General features: G+C 69.5%; 18 protein-coding genes and 1 pseudogene. 4 read left to right on the top strand and 15 right to left on the bottom strand.

Annotation, left to right across the window (positions count from 1 at the left end):
• Positions 1–69: 69 nt before the first annotated feature.
• Both INP57_RS15460 and INP57_RS15455 read right to left on the bottom strand, forming a co-directional pair.
• Positions 70–3,429 (bottom strand): translation initiation factor IF-2 N-terminal domain-containing protein, encoded by a 3,360-nt coding sequence (locus INP57_RS15460; RefSeq protein WP_200070924.1) that lies wholly within the window; start codon positions 3,427–3,429, stop codon positions 70–72.
• A 172-nt stretch (positions 3,430–3,601) separates the two neighbouring features.
• The gene (locus tag INP57_RS15455; protein WP_200071145.1) at positions 3,602–4,393 is read right to left on the bottom strand and encodes a TIGR03936 family radical SAM-associated protein; all 792 of its coding nucleotides are present in this window, start codon (positions 4,391–4,393) and stop codon (positions 3,602–3,604) included.
• Positions 4,394–4,623: 230 nt separating this feature from the next.
• Between INP57_RS15455 and INP57_RS15450 the strand changes: the two genes are divergently transcribed.
• Complete coding sequence (locus tag INP57_RS15450; protein ID WP_307850098.1) at positions 4,624–5,976, top strand: S8 family peptidase; 1,353 nt, start codon at positions 4,624–4,626, stop codon at positions 5,974–5,976.
• Between the two features lie 19 nt (positions 5,977–5,995).
• Here the strand turns inward: INP57_RS15450 and INP57_RS15445 are convergent, their stop codons facing one another.
• From INP57_RS15445 to ndk, 3 genes are all read right to left on the bottom strand, one after another.
• On the bottom strand, positions 5,996–7,960 hold the full coding sequence (locus tag INP57_RS15445) for a TIGR03960 family B12-binding radical SAM protein (protein WP_200070923.1): 1,965 nt from the start codon (positions 7,958–7,960) through the stop codon (positions 5,996–5,998).
• 70 nt (positions 7,961–8,030) lie between these two features.
• Complete coding sequence (locus INP57_RS15440; RefSeq protein WP_200070922.1) at positions 8,031–8,564, bottom strand: GNAT family N-acetyltransferase; 534 nt, start codon at positions 8,562–8,564, stop codon at positions 8,031–8,033.
• Position 8,565: 1 nt separating this feature from the next.
• Positions 8,566–8,976, bottom strand: coding sequence for a nucleoside-diphosphate kinase (gene ndk, locus INP57_RS15435; protein WP_200070921.1), 411 nt, complete (start codon positions 8,974–8,976; stop codon positions 8,566–8,568).
• 274 nt (positions 8,977–9,250) lie between these two features.
• On the opposite strand from ndk, the gene INP57_RS15430 reads away from it, so the two are divergent.
• Positions 9,251–10,351 (top strand): zinc-binding dehydrogenase, encoded by a 1,101-nt coding sequence (locus INP57_RS15430; protein ID WP_200070920.1) that lies wholly within the window; start codon positions 9,251–9,253, stop codon positions 10,349–10,351.
• Here the strand turns inward: INP57_RS15430 and INP57_RS15425 are convergent.
• The 8 genes from INP57_RS15425 to INP57_RS15390 all read right to left on the bottom strand — a co-directional run bounded on the left by INP57_RS15425 (position 10,348) and on the right by INP57_RS15390 (position 17,291).
• Entirely contained in the window at positions 10,348–10,500 is a 153-nt protein-coding gene (locus INP57_RS15425) for a hypothetical protein (RefSeq protein WP_200070919.1), read from the bottom strand. The two genes, INP57_RS15430 and INP57_RS15425, sit on opposite strands and share 4 nt — an antisense overlap.
• Positions 10,501–10,565: 65 nt before the next feature.
• Positions 10,566–10,994, bottom strand: coding sequence for a type II toxin-antitoxin system VapC family toxin (locus INP57_RS15420; protein ID WP_200070918.1), 429 nt, complete (start codon positions 10,992–10,994; stop codon positions 10,566–10,568).
• Positions 10,991–11,236: a ribbon-helix-helix domain-containing protein gene (locus INP57_RS15415; RefSeq protein WP_200070917.1), complete on the bottom strand. Its 246-nt coding sequence runs from the start codon at positions 11,234–11,236 to the stop codon at positions 10,991–10,993. Before INP57_RS15415 ends, INP57_RS15420 begins: the two co-directional genes overlap by 4 nt.
• Before the next feature lie 56 nt (positions 11,237–11,292).
• Complete coding sequence (locus tag INP57_RS15410; RefSeq protein ID WP_307850097.1) at positions 11,293–11,730, bottom strand: DUF4233 domain-containing protein; 438 nt, start codon at positions 11,728–11,730, stop codon at positions 11,293–11,295.
• On the bottom strand, positions 11,727–13,094 hold the full coding sequence (gene folC / locus INP57_RS15405) for a bifunctional tetrahydrofolate synthase/dihydrofolate synthase (RefSeq protein ID WP_200070916.1): 1,368 nt from the start codon (positions 13,092–13,094) through the stop codon (positions 11,727–11,729). The genes INP57_RS15410 and folC overlap by 4 nt, the downstream gene beginning before the upstream one ends.
• Positions 13,095–13,456: 362 nt before the next feature.
• Complete coding sequence (locus INP57_RS15400) at positions 13,457–16,093, bottom strand: valine--tRNA ligase (RefSeq protein WP_200070915.1); 2,637 nt, start codon at positions 16,091–16,093, stop codon at positions 13,457–13,459.
• 155 nt (positions 16,094–16,248) lie between these two features.
• Positions 16,249–16,446, bottom strand: coding sequence for a DUF397 domain-containing protein (locus tag INP57_RS15395; RefSeq protein ID WP_200070914.1), 198 nt, complete (start codon positions 16,444–16,446; stop codon positions 16,249–16,251).
• A complete protein-coding gene (locus INP57_RS15390) occupies positions 16,443–17,291 on the bottom strand; it encodes a helix-turn-helix domain-containing protein (RefSeq protein ID WP_200070913.1) in 849 nt (282 codons plus the stop codon). Before INP57_RS15390 ends, INP57_RS15395 begins: the two co-directional genes overlap by 4 nt.
• Before the next feature lie 136 nt (positions 17,292–17,427).
• Between INP57_RS15390 and INP57_RS15385 the strand changes: the two are divergent.
• A pseudogene (locus INP57_RS15385) lies at positions 17,428–17,568 on the top strand (zinc finger protein); the annotation flags it as partial.
• Positions 17,569–17,945: 377 nt separating this feature from the next.
• The gene (locus tag INP57_RS15380) at positions 17,946–20,267 is read left to right on the top strand and encodes an FdhF/YdeP family oxidoreductase (protein WP_200070911.1); all 2,322 of its coding nucleotides are present in this window, start codon (positions 17,946–17,948) and stop codon (positions 20,265–20,267) included.
• 70 nt (positions 20,268–20,337) lie between these two features.
• Here INP57_RS15380 and ligD read toward each other — a convergent pair whose 3' ends face one another.
• A complete protein-coding gene (gene ligD / locus INP57_RS15375) occupies positions 20,338–21,237 on the bottom strand; it encodes a non-homologous end-joining DNA ligase (RefSeq protein WP_200070910.1) in 900 nt (299 codons plus the stop codon).
• Positions 21,237–21,803, bottom strand: coding sequence for a DNA polymerase ligase N-terminal domain-containing protein (locus INP57_RS15370; RefSeq protein ID WP_200070909.1), 567 nt, complete (start codon positions 21,801–21,803; stop codon positions 21,237–21,239). The genes ligD and INP57_RS15370 overlap by 1 nt, the downstream gene beginning before the upstream one ends.
• Positions 21,804–21,933: the final 130 nt, after the last annotated feature.

The following is a 21,933-nucleotide window of genomic DNA, read 5'->3' as shown; positions in this document are numbered from 1 at the left end:
CTGCGCTCGGCGCGGTCGAAGAAAAAGGTGGGGCCGAGAATCCCGGCCCCACCTTTTTCAGCACTACGGTCAGTTCTCGGAGGTCGCACCTGCGGAGACGTCCGCCTCGGCCGCCTCCGGGGAGTCCGGCGGCGGACCGGCCGCGCGAGAAGCGGTGCGGCGGCGGGGCCGCCGGGTGACCGTCTCCGTCGCCGGCGCGGGCACCTCCGGCGCCCCATCGGTCTCCGGCTGCGCGGACTTCTCCGGCACCGCCATCACCACCGGCTCGGCCGGTTCTCCGGCGCTACCGGCCGGGCGGCTGACCTTCCGCCTGCGCGAGCGGCCGTTCGACCCGGAGTCGCCGGTCTTGGCCGGTTCGGCCGGCTTCGGCTCCGCGGGCTTGTCCGCGGTGGCGGGCTCGGCAGGCTTCGCCGCCTGCTGCGCGCCTTCGGACTTGGCGCCGTCCTGCTTGGCAGGCTCCGCCGAATCCGATTTCGCGGGTTCCGGCTTGGCGGCCTCCGGCTTGCCGCTCTCGCGCCGCTCGGCGTCCGGCTTCCCGCCGTCCTGTTTCGGCCCGCCCGACTTGGCCTTCTTCGGTTCCGGCGAGTCCGGTTTCGCCTTCTCCTGCTTGGCCTCCGCGGACTGCTCCTGCTTCGCCGCCTGCTCCTGCTTCGCCGCCTGGGCGACGCCGTTGCGTTCGCCCTGCTGCTCCGAGTCGTTCGAGTCCTGCTTGCCGCGGTTGCGGTTGCGCCGCGACCCGCCGCCGTTGCCGCCGTTGCCACCGGAGTTCCCGTGGTCCTTGCCGTGCTGGTGCGCCACCGGATCCGCCGAGACCAGCAGCCCGCGCCCGCGGCAGTGCTCGCAGGTGCTGCTGTACGCCTCCAGCAAGCCGGTACCGACCCGCTTGCGGGTCATCTGCACCAGCCCGAGCGAAGTCACCTCGGCAACCTGGTGCCTGGTGCGGTCCCGGCCCAGGCACTCGGTCAACCGGCGCAGCACCAGGTCCCGGTTCGACTCCAGCACCATGTCGATGAAGTCGATCACGATGATGCCGCCGATGTCGCGCAGCCGCAGCTGGCGCACGATCTCCTCGGCCGCCTCCAGGTTGTTCCGGGTGACCGTCTCCTCCAGGTTCCCGCCGGAACCGGTGAACTTGCCGGTGTTGACGTCGATGACGGTCATCGCCTCGGTGCGGTCGATCACCAGGTAGCCGCCGGAGGGCAGCCACACCTTGCGGTCCAGCGCCTTCGCGATCTGCTCGCTGATCCGCTGCTCGGTGAACACGTCGTTCTTGCCGACGTGCTTGCTGAGCCTGCCCATCAGGTCCGGCGCCACGTGCTGCACGTACGCCTCGATGGTGTCCCAGGCCCCGGAGCCCTGGACGGTCAGCGACGAGAAGTCCTCGGTGAACAGGTCCCGCACGACCTTGATCAGCAGATCCGGCTCCTCGTAGAGCAGCTGCGGGGCCTGCGCCTTCGGCGTCTCCGACTTCTCCTTGATGACCTCCCACTGCGCCTGCAGCCTGCGCACGTCCCGGTCCAGGGCTTCCTCGCTGGTGCCCTCGGAGGCGGTGCGGATGATCACCCCGGAGTTGTCCGGCACGATCCGCTTGAGGATCTCCTTGAGCCGCTTGCGCTCGTTGTCCGGCAGCTTCCGGCTGATCCCGGTCGCCCCGCCGCCCGGCACGTAGACCAGGAACCGGCCGGGCAGGCTGATCTGGGTGGTCAGCCGCGCGCCCTTGTGCCCGACGGGGTCCTTGGTGACCTGCACGAGAACGCTGTCGCCGGTGGACAGGGCCTGCTCGATGCGGCGCGCCTTGCCGGCCAGCCCGGCGGCGTCCCAGTCGACCTCCCCGGCGTAGAGCACCGCGTTGCGGCCCCGGCCGATGTCGACGAACGCGGCCTCCATGCTGGGCAGCACGTTCTGCACGCGGCCCAGGTAGACGTTGCCGACCAGCGATCCCGAGCCCGCGGAGGTGACGAAGTTCTCCACCAGCACGTTGTCCTCGAGGACCGCGATCTGGGTCTGCTCGTTGTGCTCGCGCACCACCATCCGGCGGTCCACCGACTCGCGCCGGGCCAGGAACTCCGACTCGGACAGCACCGGTGCGCGGCGCTTGCCCGCCTCGCGGCCGTCCCTGCGGCGCTGCCGCTTGGCCTCCAGCCGGGTCGAGCCCTTGATCGCGCGGACCTCGTCGTCGCTGCTGCTGTCCTTGCCGCCGTCCTTGCCGCCGTCCTGGCGTTCCTCGCGGACGTGCACGACGGTGTTCGGCGGATCGTCGTCCCTGTTCGGGCCGTCGTCGTCGCCGGAGCCCTTGCGACGGCGCCGCCGCCTGCGACGACGGCTCCCCTCACCGTCGGAGTCGCCGTCGGCGGAATCGGTCTCGGCGGACTTGCCCTTGGCCCCGTCCTGCGCGGCCTCTTCCTTGCGGGCGTCCTTGCTCCCGGCGTCCTTGCTCCCGGCGTCCTTGCTCCCGGAGTCCTTGCCGCCGGAGTCCTTGCGGGACTGCTTGTCCCCGTTGCCGCGCTCCGCGCTCGAGCCCTGCTCATCACCGGAGTCGGCCTGCTCGCCGTCACCGCCCTTGCCGCGGCCGCGGCCACGGCGACCGCGGCGGCGACGGCGCCTGCCGCCCTGCTCGTCGTCGCCGTCCGTGCCGTCCTCGGTGTCGGCGGAGTCGTCGCCGTATTCCTCGGACGGTTCTTCGGCCGGAGGCTGCTCGGCGGTCTTGGCAGGCTCTGCGGTCTTGGCGGGCTTGGCGGTCTTGGCGGGCTTGGCCGACTCCGCGGGCTCGGCGGGCTCGGCGGGCTCGGCGGACTTCGGCGCCTGGCGGGCCGGGGCTGCCTCCGGCGCCAGGAACATGGCCTGCGGCGCCGCGAACACCGGGTTCAGGCCGGCGGACCCGGACTGCGCCGAACCGGACTGGGCCGACTCGGACTGCGCGGATTCCGCCTGCGCGGACTCGGGGCGGGCCTGCCCGGAGCCCTCCGACGCGGACTCCTCCTGGTGCGTCTCCTGCTCCGCCGACGACCGGGCCGTTTCGCTTCGAGCAGGCTGCGCCGGAGCCGATCCCGTCCCCGCGGACTCGGCCGCTGAAGGCTGAGCCGCAGACTTGGTCGCCCCGGATTGGGCAGCGGACGCTCGGGCCGACCCCGCGTCCGCCGGACCCTCCGCGGCGGACTCCTGAGCCTCCGGTTCGATGCTCTCCGGCCGCAACTGGCGCACTACCCGCAGGGCGACTTCGCGCGTGATGTTGGACTGCGCGCTGCGCACCGGCTCACCCAGCGACTCCAGGGTGGTGATGATCTCCCTGCTGCTGCCGCCGAGCAGCTTCGCCAGCGCGTGTACCCGCAGCTTGGCGGGAAGTTCGAAAGTCCCCGACGATGCGCTGGTCCGATTGGATGTGGTCGATGACCCGCTGGTGTTCCCAGCGGGTGCTGCACTGTTCGACATTCAACTCCTCCGCCCCCGGGCGCGTCCGTGGACGCGGCCGCACAGGAGCATGTGCGTTCTGCGGTCTTCCGCCGCCCGCGAGCGACGGCAATTCTGTTGGTCCCCTCCGTCCCCGCTCTCGGTGAGCGGGGAAGTCCCACGGCGGGTGCGACGACGTCCACCCCGCCGAGCGTCACCCGGTCGGGAGTTCCCCCCGCTGGGTGGCTGCCGCCGCCCTGTCCAGGGCAAACGGGTCGGCGATCCCTCCCTCGTCGTCGAGCCGCCCTTGCTCCCAGCGAGTCGCTCGCGCGGCCGCCGGGGCCAGGTCGGCGACGACGCGCAGGGCGTTCAGCACGTCGTCGGGCCGCACGGCGGGTGTTGTCTGCCGCACGACCGTTACGAGTATCCCATATGGTTCCCGGCCCTTCGGCCAATCGTCCACTTGGGCGATGAAAGCGGGAAAACGGTCACTCAGCGCAGCCAAATCGGTACTGTCCAGCACTTCCGCGCTGAGCACCGCGGCCCGCGCATCCATGGTCCGCGTGCCGTCCTTGGTCGTGCGCTGCACCTCGACCCGCTCGGCGACCAGCAGTTCCGCCACCGCCGAGCGCAGCGCCGCGGGCGACACGCCCGGCAGCTCGGTCAGCCACCGACCGGCCTCCAGCCGTTCCGGCAACGAGCCCGGCCCCGCTTCCACGGCTTCGACCAGGTCCATTCCCGCTGGCAGCGCCCGGTTCAGCTCGGTGCACAGCACCGCTGGATCGACCTGCTCCGCGAGTTGCAGCTCCACGTACTCGGCTTCGCTGGCCACCCCGGTCGGTACCGCGTTGGCCCACGAGATCTTCGGCCGCGGGTTGAAGCCCTGGGACTGCGCCATCGGCACCCCGGCCCGGCGCAGCGCCCGCTCGAACGCGCGGGCCAAGTCGCGGTGCGAGGTGAATCGCAGGCGGCCGCGCTTGGTGTAGCGCAGCCGCAGCTTCTGCACCGGCGGGGCCGACGGATTGGGGTGGTCTCGGCGACGCACCGTGCTCCTCCCGAGCGTGGCCGCGTACCGGCCGGTCCTGCACTTGCATCGGGCGACGGCACCGGCCGCCCACCCCGACGGTACCGCGCCGCCTCCGCACCCCGGGTGCGCGGCGGCCGACGGCTTGTCCCGCGCCGCGCGGGGTGGCTACGGTCGCTCGTGTCGGCGCCCGGCCGTCCTGGAGGTTCGCCGTGCCCCTGGTCCGGCTGTTGCGCGCCACAGTCACGAGCCTGCTGGCCATGACCCTGCTGACCGGTGTGGCGCCGATGGCCAACGCGGAACCGGACTGCCGCGATGCGGGCCCGAACCAGCGCTTCGTCGTGCTGTTCAACCCGGGAACGCCGCATTCCGAGGCGGCCGCGGAATCCGAGTCGCACTGCGGCGACATCGCCGCCTACTACCGCCAGATCGGGGTGGGCATCGTCGACTCACCGGACCCGGCTTTCGCCGAACGACTCGGACCGGACCGCGCCTACAGCGCCGAACGCCGAGCCCGGGCCGACCGGCTCGGGCCGCAGCGGGCTCCCGCCGAAGTCCGCGGCTCGAACCCGTGGAACCTGCAGCGAGTCCGCGCCGACCAGGCGCACGCGATCACCAGGGGCAGCCGGGACGTGCACGTCGGCGTCCTCGACTCCGGTGTCGACGCCGCGCACCCGGAACTGGCCGCTGCCGTGGACACCCAGCGATCGGCGAACTGCCTCACCCCCGAACACCCGCAGCTGGCCGAACGGCCGGTTGGTGAAGGGCACGGCACCCACGTCGCAGGCATCGTCGGCGCCGCCGACGACGGCCGAGGAGTCACCGGAGTCGCCCCGGAAACCGGCCTCGCCTCGATCCGCGTGGTCGACCCGGAGGGCTACGCGCATCCGGAGTACGCGGTGTGCGGATTCATGTGGGCCGCCGAGCACGACATCGACGTCGCCAACACCAGCTTCCTGGTCGAATCCGCTCAGCTCGGCTGCGGCTCCACTGGTTCGCCGGTTCCGCGGGAGGCGGTTCGGCGCGCGGTCCGGTACGCGACCGCGCACGACGTGCTCACCGTGGCGGCCGCGGGCAACGAGCGGATCGACCTCACGGCCGTTCCGCGGCGCGAGAAACCGGTGTGCGAGGCGGTGCCTGCCGGCTTGGACGGAGTCGTTTCCGTCTCCGCGATCGGGCGGAACTCGGTGAAGTCCGGTTACAGCTCCTACGGCTTGGGCGCGGTGGACATCGCCGCGCCCGGTGGTGAGCCCGGCGCCGACGAATGCGTGCGCTCGACCGTGCCCGGCGGTTACGGCTCGTCGTGCGGCACTTCCATGGCCGCGCCGCACGTCTCCGGGGTGGCGGCGCTGATCAAGACCCAGCACCCGGAGGCGGGGCCCGCCGAGCTGCGCCGCAGGCTGTTAGGGGGAGCGGATCCGATCGGCTGCCCCGGTACCTACGACCTCAACCGCGACGGCGCGCAGGATGCGCGGTGTCGCGGCGACCCCGCCGACAACGGCTTCTACGGGCACGGCCTCGTCGATGCCCGCAAGGCAGTCGCCGACCCGCCCGGTGCCGACTGAGAGCTGTTCAGGAGGCGCGCTAGGACTCGCTAAACGCCGGGTTCCGCACCGGCGAACCCTGTCCGACCGGGCTGATCGGCAGCAACGGCCGACCGGACGGCCCGACCTCGATGTCGGTGCCCATCGTTGGGCACACCCCGCAGTCGAAGCACGGCGTCCAGCGGCAGTCGTCCTGTTCGCGGGCGTCCAGCGAGTCCTGCCAGTCCGCCCACAGCCATTCCTTGTCCAGCCCGGAATCCAGGTGGTCCCAGGGCAGCACTTCGTCCTCGGCGCGCTCCCGGGTGGTGTACCAATCCAGGTCGATACCGAAAGCGGCGAGTTCCTCGGCCGCGCAGTCCACCCACCGCTGGTACGAGAAGTGCTCGTTCCACCCGTCGAACCGGCCGCCCTCGCGCCAGACGCGCTCGACGACCCGGCCCAGCCTGCGGTCGCCGCGGGAGAGCAGTCCTTCGATCAGCGACGGCTTCCCGTCGTGGTAGCGCATTCCGATGTTGCGGCCGACACTGCGGTCGGAGTTGATCACCTTCCGCAGTTTCCGCAACCGTTCGTCCACGGTGTCCGGATCGCACTGGGCCGCCCATTGGAACGGGGTGTGCGGCTTCGGCACGAACCCGCCGATCGAGATCGTGCAGCGGATGTCCTTGCGCCCGGCGGCCTTGCGGCCCTGCCGGATGACCTCCTTGGCCATCTCGGCGATCTGCAGCACGTCCTCGTCGGTCTCGGTCGGCAGGCCGCACATGAAGTACAGCTTCACCTGCCGCCAGCCGTTGGCGTAAGCGGTCGACACCGTCCGGATGAGGTCCTGCTCGGAGACCATCTTGTTGATGACCCGGCGAATCCGTTCGCTGCCGCCTTCCGGGGCGAAGGTGAGCCCGGAGCGGCGGCCGTTGCGGGACAGCTCGTTGGCCAGGTCCACGTTGAACGCGTCGACCCGCGTGGACGGCAGCGACAGGCTCGTGTTGGAACCTTCGTAGCGGTCCGCGAGGCTCTTGGTGACCTCGCCGATCTCGGAGTGGTCGGCCGAGCTCAGCGACAGCAGCCCGACCTCCTCGAAACCGGTGTTCTCCAGGCCCTGCTGCACCATGTCGCCGATGCCTTCGGGCGAGCGCTCCCGCACCGGCCGGGTGATCATGCCCGCCTGGCAGAACCGGCAGCCGCGGGTGCAGCCGCGGAAGATCTCCACGCTCATCCGCTCGTGCACGCTCTCGGCCAGCGGCACCAGCGGCTGCTTCGGGTACGGCCACTCGTCGAGTTCCATGGTGGTGCGCTTGAAGACGCGATACGGAGCCCGCTCGCGGTTCGGCACCACCTCGGTGATCGCGCCGTCCGCGCCGTAGCCGACGTCGTAGAAGCGGGGGATGTAGACACCGCCGCTTTCGGCCAGCCGCAGCAGGATCTCTTCGCGGCCGCCCGGCTCGCCCTCGGCCTTCCAGCGCCGGATCGCCTCGGTGATCTCCAGCACCGATTCCTCGCCGTCGCCCAGCACCACCGCGTCCAAGAAGTCCGCGATCGGTTCCGGGTTGAACGCCGCGTGCCCACCGGCCAGCACGATCGGATGCTCGTCGGTGCGGTCGGCGGCATGCAGCGGGATGCCCGCGAGGTCCAGCGCGCCGAGCAGGTTCGTGTAGCCGAGTTCGGTGGCGAAGCTGACCCCGAGCACGTCGAACGCGCCGACCGGCCGATGCGCGTCCACGGTGAACTGCGGGATGCCGTGCTCGCGCATCAGCTCTTCGAGATCCGGCCACACCGAATAGGTGCGTTCGGCGAGCACGTCGGGCTGCTCGTTGAGGATCTCGTAGAGGATCATCACGCCCTGGTTGGGCAGCCCGACCTCGTAGGCGTCCGGGTACATCAACGCCCAGCGCACCGAGGTTGCGTCCCACTCCTTGACGGTGGCGTTGAGCTCGCCGCCGACGTACTGCACGGGCTTGGAGACCTGCGTCAGCAATGGTTCCAAGCGGTCGAACACGGACTCCGCACTCACCCGGCCAAGGATAGTGGGCGTCCGCCCGGGGCGGGACGGCCCCGGTCCGCGGTGGACCGGGGCCGCCGGCTCACACGTCGCGGGTGAACCAGAGCTGGTCGCGGAGGTCGTCCTCGGCGACGCGCAGCGAGGCAGGCCAGCGGCCGGATTCGGTCCAGCCGCGCCGCCGGTAGAAGTCCTCCAGCCCCTGGCCGGACCTGGTCGTCAGCTGCAGCTTCGCGATGCCGAGGGCTTGCGCGTGCGAAACCGCGGCGTCCAGCAGTCGGGAGCCGAGGCCCTGCGACTGCAGCTCGGGGTCGACCAGCAACCACTCGATCTCGCCGCGGTGCGCGTGGATCGGCAACGTCGCGGGTCGCAGCACCGCGACGCCTGCCAACGCGCGTTCCTGACCCATGATCAACAGGTGCCTGCGCTTGGGCCGCGCCGCCACGTCTTCGACGATCCGCCCGGCTAGCGCGCTGATCGTGTCCAGCTCGGTGGTCGCGGTGAAACCGGTGGCGCCGCCTGCGACGGTGACCCGCCCGAACAGGTCGGTCAGGGCCTGCGGCAGTTCCGGGTGCGGTTGGTCGACGCGCAGCGGTCCGCTGATGAACTCCTCAGTCACTTCACAGCTCCGGGAACCACAGCTTGATCTCGCGCTCGGCCGACTCCGGCGAGTCGGACCCGTGCACCAGGTTGTACTGGACTTCGAGGCCGTAGTCGCCGCGGATGCTGCCCGGCGCGGCCTTGTCGACCGGGTCGGTGCCCCCGGCGAGCTGGCGGAACGCCGAGATCGCCCGCGGGCCTTCCACGACCGCGGCCAGCACCGGACCGGACTTGATGAACTCCAGCAGCGAGCCGAAGAACGGCTTGCCGTCGTGCTCGGCGTAGTGCTGCTGGGCGAGCTCGTCGCCGACCTGGCGCAGCTCCAGCGCGACCAGCTTGAGCCCCTTGCGTTCGATCCGGCCGATGACCTCGCCGACCAGGCCGCGCTCGACCCCGTCGGGCTTGACCAGGACCAGGGTGCGCTCGCTCACGTTGCTTCTCCTTCACATCAGGGCGCGCGGCCCGGCTGCGCTTCGTTGCGCTCAGCGTATCGGCGCAGGTGAACCGATCGGGTCCGGGGCGTTGCTCCGCGAATCCGTTGCGCTGCCGGGCCCGGGAACGCTCCTGCAGTCTGCGCGGTGACCGCGGAACCGAACGCAGCAGGCACGTCCAGTGATCACCCGGCGACCCCTTGGTACCCAGGCATCCCGCGGGCTAGGTTCGGGACGGCCATACCGACCGGCCGGTCCGAACGAGGAGGTCCGGATGCGCGCAGCCGTGCACACCGCCGTGAACGAGCCGATGAGCATCGAGGAGATCGCCGACCCGCACCCCAACGCCGGTGAAGTCGCGATCGACGTGCTGTCCTGCGGCGCGTGCCATTCGGACCTGCACGTGCTGAAGGGCGAGCTGCCGTTCCCGACCCCGTCCGTGCTCGGGCACGAGGTCGCCGGCGTGATCTCCGAAGTGGGCCCGGACGTGACAGGTGTGCGCGTCGGCGACCGGGTGGTCACCAGCTTCATCATGCCGTGCGGGCGATGCGCGCAGTGCGCACGCGGGAATTCGGAGATCTGCCTGGACTTCTTCGGCTACAACCGGGCGAAGGGCCAGCTCTACGACGGCAACACCCGGCTGTTCCGGCCCGGCGGTGAGCCGGTGTGGATGTATTCGATGGGCGGGCTGGCCGAACGCTCGGTGACCCCTGCGACCTCGGTGTACAAGGTTCCCGACGAGGTGGAACTGAGCGATGTGGCTTCGGTCGGCTGCTCGACGATGACCGCCTACGGCGCGCTGCGGCACGCCGCGGACGTTCGGGTCGGGGACTCCGTCGCCGTGGTCGCCTCCGGCGGCGTGGGTAGCTCGCTGATCCAGCTGGCCGCGCTGTTCGGGGCCTCGACGATCGTCGCGGTGGACATCAGCGACGACAAGCTCGCCGCCGCGCGCAAGCTGGGCGCCACGCACACCGTGAACTCCGCCGAGGTCGATGCGCCCGCCGCGATCCGGGACCTGACCGGCGGCAGCGGTGTGGACGTGGCCTTCGAAGCGCTGGGCAACGTCGCCACGTTCGGCGTGGCGCGGGACTCGGTCGTCGAAGGCGGGCAGGTCGTGGTCGTCGGCATCGCCCCGAAGGGCAGCGTCGGCGAGTTCGACCTGGCCACCATCGCCCGGCGGAAATTGCAGATCAAGGGTTCCTACGGGGCGAAACCGCAGCGGGACATGCCGGTGCTGCTGGACCTGGTCGCGCGCGGGCAGTTGCGGCCGCAGGACACGGTGAGCCGCCGCTACTCGTTCGACGACGTGCAAGGCGCCTACGACGCGCTGAACCGCCGCGAGATCCAGGGGCGCGCGGTCATCAACATCGGCTAGTTCCAGCTTTCGCCGTCCAGGCATTCCAGCAGTGCGCTGTCGTCGTAGACGTCGACGCCCGGGCGGGCGTCGGCTTCGACCGCGGGCAGCGAGAACGTGCGGGTCACCAGCTGCGGCAGGTCGGGCGCGATGTCGTTGTTGATCTCCACATGCCAGGAATACCGATGATCAACACCGTCGCCAAGAACACGATCAGGTGCTCCTCGATCAACGGTCAGTCGAGCGGGTGCCGCCAGCGCAGTCCGGGGTAGCGCGCGAACCCGCGGTCGGCCGTGATCCACTCACAACCGTGCTCGATGGCGATAGCGGCCAAATATGCATTGGGAACGTGGTTGCCGATCGCGTCGGCCTTCCGGCACAGTTCCGTGAATATTTCCCAGTGCCGTGGACCCGGCTCGACAGCGACGAACGCCGGGGCTGCCCGAATCGCAGCGATCTCCTCCAGCGCCTGCTCCGGACGAAACGGCCGGGGAAAGATCCGCGGGTGGGTGATGACACGCAAGTATCCACTGAAAACCAGCGACGGGATACCCACCGGAACCGTCCCGTTCAGCGCTTCCTCGAGCCATGCCGAATAGGCGTCGTACTCCGGCATGGCAACATTGTGCGCATTCACCAGGACATTCACGTCGCAGGCGATCATTCGTTGTCCATGAGATCGAGCAGCGCCGCGTTGTTGTTGAGGTCCACGCCCGGTTTGGGGCGACCAAGATCGAATGCGCGGAGCCGGAAACGTCCGCGACCCGGGTCGCTCTGCTGGGCCCGTCGCAGCTCACCGAGTCGCACATCTTCTTCGATCAGCGCGCTGACGGTCGTGTTCTCCCGGGCAGCACGCACCTTGAGTTGATCGAGCAACGCATCGTCGATGGCAATCGTTGTTCTCATGCATCTAAGAATGCCGCCAAAGCATCTTGATGCACCACTACACGATCAGGCCAGGTTCACTGCTCCGGCGGATATCCCTCGGGGTGGCCGAGCTGGTCGTAGAGGCGGCCTTCGCGCATCCGCTTCGCCACGTCCCGGCGCAGGTAGAGGATGTAGGCCCAGACCGCCACGAACAGCAGCCCCATGATCCCGACCGAGGGGTGCACCAGGTAGCACACCGACATCGCCACTTGCAGCGCCAGCGCGAACGGCAGCCCCCACGCGCGCCGCTGCACGAACCCGCCGACCAGCATCAACACCGTCAGCAGGCCCACGATGGCGAACCCGGCGCCGGAGACCCCGCCGCCGAACCGCCACACGATCGGCAACGCCAGGCCGAAGGTGATGAACTCCATCACCAGCGTGCCCGCCATGACGCCGCGCAGGCCCTTCCACGGGTCGCGCACGCCTTCCGGCGCGGTGGGCAGCGACCAGAAACCACTGCTGTCGGTCACGCGGGCTCCTTGCCGAACAGTGCCCGCCCCTCGCCGGCCGTGACCACCGAGCCGGTGATCACGACGCCGCCGCCGGAGACGGTGTCGGAGTCGTCGGTGGTCTCCTCGGCCATCCGGATCGCGGTCTCCACGGCGTCGTCCAGGCGGGGTTCGACGACGATCCGGTCCGGTCCGAAGATGTCCTTGGCGGTGGCGGCCAGCTCGTCCGGGTCCAACGCGCGCGGTGAGGCGTTCTTGGTCAGCACGACCTCCTCCACGACGGGTTCGATCTCGCGCAGCACGCCGCGCACGTCCTTGTCGCCGAGCACGCTGATCACCGCGACCAGGCGGCGGAAGGAGAATTCGGAGCTCAGCGCGTCGGCGAGCGCGCGAGCGCCGTGCGGGTTGTGCGCCGCGTCGACGAGCACCGCCGGGGCCGCCCGCACCCGCTCCAGCCTGCCGGGGGTGATGACGCTGGCGAACGCGTCGCGGACCGCTTCGAGGTCGAGCTGCTGCTGCGCGCCCGCACCGAAGAACGCCTCGACGGTGGCCAGCGCGATAGCTGCGTTGCGAGCCTGGTGTTCGCCGTGCAGCGGCAGGAAGACCTCGTCGTAGACGCCGCCGAGCCCTTGCAGGCGCAGCATCTGACCGCCGACGGCGACGGTGCGGGACAGCACGCCGAACTCGTTGCCCTCGCGGGCGACCGTGGCGTCGACCTCGGCGACCCGCTCCATGATCGCGGTCTGCGCTTCGGCGGTCTGCGCGGCCAGCACCACGACCGAGCCGGGTTTGATGATCCCGGCCTTCTCCCTGGCGATGCCCGCGATGTCGGTGCCGAGGTATTCGGCGTGATCGAGCGCCACCGGGCAGATCACCGCCACGTGCGCGTCGGCGACGTTGGTGGCGTCCCAGCCACCGCCGAGCCCGACCTCCAGCACCGCGGCCTCCACCGGGGCGTCCGCGAACGCGGCGAACGCCATGCCGGTCAGCACCTCGAACTTGGACATCTTCACGTCGCTGTTCGCGTCCACGATGGACACATAGGGAGCTACGTCGCGGTACGCCTCGACGTAGCCTTCCGGGCTGATCGGGTGCCCGTCGATGCTGATCCGCTCGGTGGCCAGCTGCAGGTGCGGGCTGGTGTAGCGGCCGATGCGCAGCCCGATGCGGGACAGCAGCGCATCGACCATCCGCGAGGTGGACGACTTGCCGTTCGTCCCCGCGATGTGCACCACCTGGTAGCTGCGCTGCGGTTCGGCGAGCAGGTCGGTGAGCTTCCTGATGCGGTCCAGGGACGGCTCGATCTTCGTCTCCGGCCAGCGCTCGTTGAGCTCGGCCTCCACCACGCGCAGCTCGTGCAGCGCACCGGATTCGGTGCCGGACACTGGCACTCCCCTAACCTCGATGGCCTATCCGCGACTACAACAGTCCCGACGCAAACGTCCAGCTCAAGTCTACTTCGGTGGAGGCGGGTACCTCCGCGACGGCCCTGGGACCACCGATTCGCCTCGTCATCATCGGTCGGGCGCGGCGCTGATCCCGCGCAGCAGGCGAGGTTGTCCACAGGCGCCGCATCCATCCACAGATTCGTGGATCGGGACTGCCCGGCGGGCCGCGTACCGGCCACGGTGGATGCATGAGGAATTCGGCGAGCAATCGCGCGAACAGCAGCGCCACGGCGGCGGACGGGGCGGTTCACGGGCCGTCCGCCTTGCCGAAGCACGCGAACGGCCCGTCGCCCGCAGCGTTAGGCCGAAGGCAGCGCCGCCAAGCGGGATTCGATGCGCTCGATGTCGCTCTGCGCGGTGTCCCGGCGAACCTTGATCTTGTCCACGACCTCTGCCGGCGCCTTGTCCGTGAACGACGGGTTGGCGAGCTTCTTCTCCGTGCCGTCGAGTTCCTTGCGCGCCGCGGCGAGGTCCTTCTCCAAGCGCTTGCGCTCGGCGGCGACGTCGACCGCGCCGGACAGGTCCAGCTCCACCGGCACGGTCCCGCCGGTGAGACCGACCTCCAGCGAGGCCGAGGAGGTGAACTCCTCCCCCGGCTCGTTCAGCTTCGCCAGCGAACGCACCGCCGCCGAATGCTCGGCCAATCCGAGCGCGTCGAGTCCACCGAGCCGCGCCGCCACCCGCTGGCCCGGCTTGAGCCCCTGGTCGGAGCGGAACCGCCGGATCTCGGTGATCAGCTTCTGCACCGCGAGCACCCGCTGCGCCGCGCCCTCGTCGGCGTGCTCGCCGGTCGCTGCGGGCCAGTCCGCGACGACCGCGGATTCCCGGCCGGTCAGCGTGGTCCACAGCAGCTCGGTGACGAACGGGATCGTCGGGTGCAGCAGCCGCAGCAGCACGTCCAGCACGTGCCCGAGCACGTCGCGGGTCCGTTCCGCGCGGTCGCCGCCCGCGTCGATCTGCACCTTGGACAGCTCCACGTACCAGTCGCAGAACTCGTCCCAGGTGAAGTGGTAGAGCGCCTCGGTGGACTTGGCGAACTGGAAGTCCTCCAGCAATTCGTCCACTTCGGACACGAGCTGGTCGGTGCGGTCCAGGATCCAGCGGTCCGCATCGGTGAGCTCAGCCCGCGCGGGCAGCGCCGCGGGCACCCGCGCGCCGTTCATCAGCGCGAACTTGGTGGCGTTGAACAGCTTCGTGCAGAAGCTGCGCGCCCCGGCGACCCATTCCTCGCTGATCGGCGCGTCCGTACCGGGGTTCGCCCCGCGCGCCAAGGTGAACCGCAGCGCGTCGGCGCCGTAGTTGTTCATCCACTCCAGCGGATCGACGGTGTTGCCCGCCGACTTGGACATCTTCTTGCCGTGCGGATCGCGGACCATGCCGTGCAGCGCGATCACCTTGAACGGCTCGACGCCGTCCATCGCGTAGAGCCCGAGCATCATCATCCGGGCCACCCAGAAGAACAGGATGTCGTAGCCGGTGACGAGCACGCTGGTCGGGTAGAACTTCCGCAGATCCGCGGTGTCGTCCGGCCAGCCCATCGTGGAGAACGGCCACAGGCCCGAGGAGAACCAGGTGTCGAGCACGTCCTCGTCCTGGCGCCAGCCCTCGCCGGTGGGCGGTTCTTCGTCCGGTCCGACGCAGACGACCTCGCCGTTCGGGCCGTACCAGATCGGGATGCGGTGGCCCCACCACATCTGCCGCGAGATGGCCCAGTCGTGCAGGTTGTCGACCCAGTCGAAATAGCGCTTCGCCATCTCCGGCGGATGCACCGCGACCCGGCCGTCGCGCACCGCGTCGCCCGCTTCCTTGGCCAGCGGGCCGACCTTGACGAACCACTGCAGCGACAGCCGCGGCTCGATCGGCTCCTTGGAGCGGGAGCTGTGCCCGACGCTGTGCACGTACGGCCGCTTCTCCGCGACGATGCGGTCCTGCGCGCGCAGCGCCTCGCGCACCGCGACGCGGGCCTCGAACCGGTCCATGCCGTCGAATTCGGTGCCGGTGTTCGCGATCCGGCCCTGCTCGTCCATGATCGTCGGCATCGGCAGGTCGTGGCGCTGCCCGATCTCGAAGTCGTTCGGGTCGTGCGCCGGGGTGACCTTCACCGCGCCGCTGCCGAACTCGGGGTCCACGTGCTCGTCGGCGACAATCGCGATCTTGCGGCCGGTCAGCGGCAGCTCGATCTCGGTACCGACCAGGTGCCGGTAGCGCTCGTCGTCCGGGTGCACCGCGACGGCGGTGTCGCCGAGCATCGTCTCCACGCGGGTGGTGGCCACGACGATTTCGGAGTCGCCGGAGCCGTAGCGCATCGACACCAGCTCGCCGTCGACCTCGCGGTGCTCCACCTCGATGTCCGAGATCGCCGAGCGCATCGCGGGCGACCAGTTCACCAGCCGCTCCGCCCGGTAGATCAGGCCGTCGTCGTAGAGCCGCTTGAAGATCGTCTGCACCGCGCGGGAGAGACCGGCGTCCATGGTGAACCGCTCCCGGCTCCAGTCCACGCTGTCGCCGAGCCGCGACATCTGCGACAGGATCGCCCCGCCGTGCTGCTCCTTCCACTGCCACACCCGCTCCAGGAAGCGCTCCCGGCCGAGTTCGCGGTGGTCGATGCCCTCTTCCCGCAGCTGGTTCTCGACCAGTGCCTGCACCGCGATGCTGGCGTGGTCCATGCCCGGCAACCACAGCGCCTCGTAGCCCTGCATCCTGCGGCGGCGGGTGAGCAGATCCATCAGGGTGTGCTCGAAGGCGTGGCCGATGTGCAGGCTGCCGGTGACGTTCGGCGGCGGGATGACGATCGAGAACGGCGGCTTGTCGCTGTGCGGGTCCGCGGTGAAGTACTCGGCGGCTACCCAGCGCTGGTACAGCTCGGCCTCTACGTCGGCCGGGTTCCAGCTCGACGGAAGTTCACGGGGCTGTGCGGGTGCGCTGGTCTGTGTCACACACCGATTCTACGAACCGCCCGCGACGGCTTTCCCGGCCCTCACCTCCACCGTTCGCGGCAGTTACCGGAAGGACGGCCGCACACCGGGCCGATCTGCCCGCGGCCTGCGACGCTCCCCGGTTCCGCTGGCAACGCCGCAGGTCATCGCAGCCGTCAGGAGAAGCGGTCGGTCTTGATCGCGGACAGGAACGACCGCCACTGCCGCCGATCCACCGTCAGGTAACCCGCAGCCCGATCCTTCGTATCCCGCACCGCCGCACCGCGAGCCGACCGGCCCACCTCGACACAAGTGATCGTGTTTTGACTCCGGCTCGACTTCCGCCAGTTGACCGGGTGCTCGACCGCTGTCATCGCGCGCCCTCCATTTCGTTGATGAGCCTGTGCACGAACGCTGAAGAGTCATCGGGACTCAAGGCGACTGCCCGGACTCGAGCGACCGCCTGCTGGTAAGTTTGCACGTCTGCGGGCTCATGCAGGAACAAGCCGGAGCGCCGATTCTCCAGATGCACGACCGGCCCTTGCTCCGTCTCATAAAGCGCGAACAGGCCTTCCAGCGCCGGATGCCAGCCGGTCGAGAACGGGACCACCTGAATCTCCACATTGCTGCGTTCGCCGCTCTCCAGCAGGTGCTTCAACTGGTCGAGCATCACTTTCGGCCCGCCGATGACCTGACGCAAAGCTGCTTCACCGATGACACCGGTGAACGTCGCGGGCTCCTGGCCGAAGATCGTCTCGCGGCGACCGAGCCGGATCGCCGAACGTGTCGCGACTTCGTCAGCGTCCACGCCACCAGCCGACATGATCGCGTGCACGTACTCGCGCGTTTGCAGGAGTCCGGGGACCAGCAGCGGGGACACCTCGGTGATTCCCGTCGCCCCTCGCTCGACTTCGAGAGTCGCGGCGAGCTGCTGCCGTTGCTCGGGCAGGGTCACCGCGAGCCAGCGCGGTTCGTGAGTGCCGCCGGAAACCTCGACTATCTCGTCGTACTCGGAGCCGGTCACCCCGAGATGAGCCAGGATCTGCGCGACATCGGTGGGCTTGGGCGCACGTTCCCCGGTTTCCCAACGGGAAAGCTGACTCGGGTCTTTGCCCAGTTGTGTCGCCAACCCGCGCAGGCTGATCCCGTTGTCTAGTCGCGCCTTGCGCAGTGCGCTTCCGACAGCACGAGCTTTCGGGGTCCGTGTGTTGACAGTCATGCAACAGATCCTATTGCTACACAAGGGTTTTTCGGTGATCACTCGGTCGGGTAATTGCTCAACGTAGCCAACTGATGACACTGTAGACACATCGTTGACAACGATCGTCAACACGGTCTGACGCAGGAGGTCGTGGATGCCCCATCCCGTCGCGTGGGTGCCTGCTGAGCAGGTGCGCCACGCCAGCACTGCCGCGAAGTCGAAAGGCAGCGATTACCCCACCGGCACCGAAGTCAAGACGCTGTGCGGCTTGAACGTCATAGCCGTCAACAGCGATGTGGCGTGGCTCTGGCCGACGTGCGCGAATTGCTGTACGGCCGCGCGGGAGAAAACGAACTCGGCCCGATGAGCGCGAAGTTCGCGATCGGCCACTGCTGAAGGCCCCTGCCAGCCGTTACCTGGCAGGGACCGTTCTCGAGGTTACGTCACCGCTCGTTTCTCCCGACGCGGCGAGTGGCGTATCGGCCCCGGCCCGGACACTTCCGCCTCCCCCGGTTCCGGGCCGGGGTGCCGGCCGGCCGTTGCGTCCCCCCGAGCGCACCGGCCGGCCTCCCGCTGCAACGCGCTTCCACCAACAGGCAGAACTGGGCCACTCGTGTGAACCAAGACACCCCACCCGTGCTCTCGCGCGCGTGGGAGAGCACTCTGGGCGGTATGTCGCGCAGAGCACCTGAACAGGACATCGACGAGTCGGCGCTGTCGACCCACGAGCCGAAGGACGCCGCCGCCGGTGTCAAGGCGGTCATGGTGTCGCTGCGGCGCAGCTGGGAGCAGATGGGCGCAGGGCGCACCATCAAGACGTTGCCGCTGCTCAACCAGCGTTCCGGCTTCGACTGCCCCGGCTGCGCGTGGCCGGACCCGCGTGGTGAGGACAAGCACCGCAGCCCCGCCGAGTTCTGCGAGAACGGCGCGAAGGCGGTCGCCGAGGAGGCCACGACGCGCAAGGTCGACGCCGAGTTCTTCGCCGCGCACTCGGTGGCCGAGCTCGCGGACAAGACCGACTACTGGCTCGGCCAGCAGGGGCGGCTGACGCAGCCGATGATCCTGCGCGACGGCGACACGCACTACCGGCCGATCGACTGGGACGCGGCGCTGGACGTGGTCGCCGACGGCCTGCGCGAGCTGCCCAGCGCGGACCAGGCCGCGTTCTACACCTCGGGCCGCACCAGCAACGAGGCCGCGTTCCTCTACCAGCTGATGGTGCGCAGCTTCGGCACGAACAACCTGCCGGACTGCTCGAACATGTGCCACGAGTCCTCCGGGTCGGCGCTGAGCGAGACCATCGGCATCGGCAAGGGCTCGGTTTCGCTGGAAGACGTGGAAAACGCCGACCTGATCCTGGTGGTGGGCCAGAACCCGGGCACCAACCACCCGCGGATGCTGTCCTCGCTGGAGAAGGTCAAGCGCAACGGCGGCAAGATCGTCGCGGTCAACCCGCTGCCCGAGGCCGGGCTGATGCGGTTCAAGAACCCGCAGAACGCCCGCGGCGTCGCCGGTGGTGGCACCGCGCTGACCGACGAGTTCGCCCAGATCCGCCTCGGCGGCGACCTGGCGCTGTTCAAGGCGCTCACCGGTCTGCTGCTGCAGGCCGAAGAGGCCGCGCCCGGAACCGTGCTGGATCGCGAGTTCATCGAGCAGCACGGGCACGGTTTCGAGGAATTCGCCGCGCAGGCAAGGGAAATCGACTGGGACGCCACGCTCGAGGCGACCGCGATGTCCCGCGAGCAAATCGAGAAGATCGCGCAGCTGCTGATCTCCTCGGAGCGCACCATCGCTTGCTGGGCGATGGGCCTGACCCAGCACAAGCAGGCCGTGCCCACGATCCGCGAGGTCACCAACCTGCTGCTGATGCGCGGCATGATCGGCAAGCCGGGCGCGGGCGTGTGCCCGGTGCGCGGGCACTCCAACGTGCAAGGCGACCGGACGATGGGCATCTGGGAGAAGATGCCGGAGAAGTTCCTCGCCGCCATGGAATCCGAGTTCGGCATCCCGATGCCGCGCCGCCACGGCTACGACACCGTGGACACCTTGCAGGCCATGAAGAGTGGGAAGGTGCAGGCTTTCCTCGCGGTGGGCGGCAACTTCGTCGCGGCCACGCCGGACACCGCGGGCACCGAACGGGCGTTGCGCGGGTGCGACCTGACGGTGCAGGTCTCGACGAAGCTGAACCGCTCGCACGTGGTTCCCGGCCGCACCGCGCTGATCCTGCCGACGCTCGGCCGCACCGAACGCGACGAGCAGGAATCCGGCGCGCAGTTCGTGACCGTCGAGGACTCGATGTCGGTCGTGCACGCCTCGCGCGGGCGGCTCGCGCCGACTTCGCAGAACCTGCTGTCCGAAGTCGCGATCCTGTGCCGGCTGGCGCGGAAGCTGCTCGGGGACGAGCACCCGGCGCAGTGGGAGGAGTTCGAGCGCGACTACGACAGCATCCGCAGGCACATCGCGAACGTGGTACCGGGATGCGACGACTACAACGCGCGTGTTCGTGAGCCCGACGGGTTCGTGCTGCCGCACCCGCCGCGGGACAGCCGTTCGTTCCCCACCGCGACGGGGAAGGCGAACTTCACCATCAACACGCCGGAACCGCTGCGGGTGCCGGAGGGTCGGCTGCTGCTGCAGACCCTGCGCAGCCACGACCAGTACAACACCACGATCTACGGCCTTTCCGACCGCTACCGCGGGATCGAGGACGCCCGGCGCGTGGTGATGCTCAACGAGAAGGACATCGCCGCGCTCGGGTTCTCCGACGGCGAGGCGGTGGATCTGGTCTCCGAATGGCCGGACGCCGATGGCAACGTGGAGGAGCGCCGCGCGGAGCGGTTCCGCATCGTCGCTTACCCGACCGCGCAGGGCTGCGCGGCCGCCTACTACCCGGAGGCGAATCCGCTGGTGCCGCTCGGTTCGGTCGCGGAGAAGTCGAACACCCCGGTTTCCAAGGCCATCGTGGTCCGCCTGGAGCGGCTTTCCGAGCAGTGACGTCCCGCATGCCCCGTTTCACCAGGAGTGAACGGACCGTTCGTCCGAATAGATTGGACGAACAGGCCGTTCACTCGGTGACGCGGTGGGCGGCGGAGCGGTGCATGGTGGCCCACGGGTCGGTTTTGCGGGCCAAGCGGCGGGTCATGTTCGCCAGCCCGTGGCCTTGCGGCGTGGCTTTGGAAAGTTCGCCCGAGTCCAGCGGTGTAGCGGCCGGGGCTCCGTCGCGGGCGCGCGGCGAGTACGGGCAGATCATCGTCTGGCCGTAGGCGTTTCGGTTGGTGTCCAAGAAAATCCGGTCGCCGCGGCGGTCCTTGCGGTGTTCGGTGGTGAACCTGTCGGGATGGTCGCGCACCGCGTTGTCGGCGAGTTCGCGGGAGGCGGCGCGGACCTCGTCGAAACCCTGCTCGCCGGTCAGCGGGGCCACGACGTGGAAGCCTTTGCCGCCGGTGGCTTGCACGTACGGGCTCAGCCCCGTTGCGTCGAACCGGCGGCAGATCTCGCGCACCGCCTTGCGCAGTTCGCCGAGTTCGCAGTCCGGTGGCGGGTCCAGATCCAGCACCACCAGCACCGGCTTGTCCAAATCCTCCACTTTGGATAGTCCGATGTGGAATTCCAGAGTGGCCTGAGTCGCCAGGTAGACCAACGTCGCCGCGTCATCGCAAACCACGTGGTGCACCGAGCCGGGTTCGCCGCGCTGCGGCACCGACGCCACCCGCACCCAATCCGGGAAGTGCCCGGACGCCTCCTTCTGGAAGAAGCCGCCGGCCTGCACGCCGTCCGGAAAACGCCGCAGCGTCAACGGTTTCCCGCGCATGTGCGGGACCATCGCCGCGGCGACCGAGCAGAGGTAGTCGGCCACGTCCCGCTTGGTGCAGCCGTCCGCCGGATACAGCACCTTGTCCGGGTGGGTGAGCTCGAACCGGCGGCCATCGACCTCGAGCCGTTCGGCGTCCTCGGTCCGGGCCATCAGCGCTCCAGATCTTCGTTCGTGCGGCCGGAAAGCACCGATTCGGGCTGCGTCTTGGCCGGGTTGCGGCGCCGGTCGGCACCTTCATCGTCCACTTTGACCAGTAGCCATTGCTGCCTGCCGCCCATACGCGTGAGCGCGAACGCACCGCTGAGCTTCGCGCCCTGCAGCCAGACCTTCACATGCCCGTTCTCCAGCCCCTCGGGCATTCCGACGGACTCACCCTTGCGCTCGGTGAGGTTGCGGTACGGCCCGGTGTCCCAGACGACGACGGTGCCCGCGCCGTAGCCCTCCGGGATGTCGCCTTCGAAATCCGCGTAATCCAGCGGGTGGTCCTCGGTCGGCGTTGCCAGCCGCTTCTGCCGCGGGTCGGTGGACGGCCCCTTCGGCACCGCCCACGACTTCAGCACGCCGCAGACCTCCAGCCGGAAGTCGAAGTGCAGGCTGGAGGCGTCGTGCCGCTGCACCACGAAGCGCGGCTGGTCGCCCGGACGACCACCAGCGGGCTCACCGGAGCGTTCCAGATCCCGCTTCTGCCGGTAGGTGCTGAGCTCTTGCTCCGCCATGCCGCAGCGATACCCGGCGAGCGCGCCGCCGACACCGAAAAATGCCGTTGCGCGCGTTGCTACTGTGCGAAGGGAATGCCCCGGACAAGGGAGATGCGGACATGCTCGGGAACGACGACATCGCGGAGTG

This window comes from Saccharopolyspora galaxeae, from assembly GCF_016526145.1.
In the GTDB taxonomy this organism is placed as follows: Bacteria; Actinomycetota; Actinomycetes; order Mycobacteriales; family Pseudonocardiaceae; genus Saccharopolyspora_C; species Saccharopolyspora_C galaxeae.
This window is presented reverse-complemented; position numbering and strand designations above follow the sequence as displayed.

Bases quoted from the DNA above. Each gene is read 5' to 3' on its own strand.
- INP57_RS15460 (WP_200070924.1), bottom strand. From the start codon at position 3,429: ATGTCGAACAGTGCAGCACCCGCTGGGAACACCAGCGGGTCATCGACC.
- INP57_RS15430 (WP_200070920.1), top strand. From the start codon at position 9,251: ATGCGCGCAGCCGTGCACACCGCCGTGAACGAGCCGATGAGCATCGAG.
- INP57_RS15420 (WP_200070918.1), bottom strand. From the start codon at position 10,994: ATGATCGCCTGCGACGTGAATGTCCTGGTGAATGCGCACAATGTTGCC.
- INP57_RS15415 (WP_200070917.1), bottom strand. From the start codon at position 11,236: ATGAGAACAACGATTGCCATCGACGATGCGTTGCTCGATCAACTCAAG.
- INP57_RS15395 (WP_200070914.1), bottom strand. From the start codon at position 16,446: ATGACAGCGGTCGAGCACCCGGTCAACTGGCGGAAGTCGAGCCGGAGT.
- INP57_RS15390 (WP_200070913.1), bottom strand. From the start codon at position 17,291: ATGACTGTCAACACACGGACCCCGAAAGCTCGTGCTGTCGGAAGCGCA.
- INP57_RS15380 (WP_200070911.1), top strand. From the start codon at position 17,946: ATGTCGCGCAGAGCACCTGAACAGGACATCGACGAGTCGGCGCTGTCG.
- ligD (WP_200070910.1), bottom strand. From the start codon at position 21,237: ATGGCCCGGACCGAGGACGCCGAACGGCTCGAGGTCGATGGCCGCCGG.
- INP57_RS15370 (WP_200070909.1), bottom strand. From the start codon at position 21,803: ATGGCGGAGCAAGAGCTCAGCACCTACCGGCAGAAGCGGGATCTGGAA.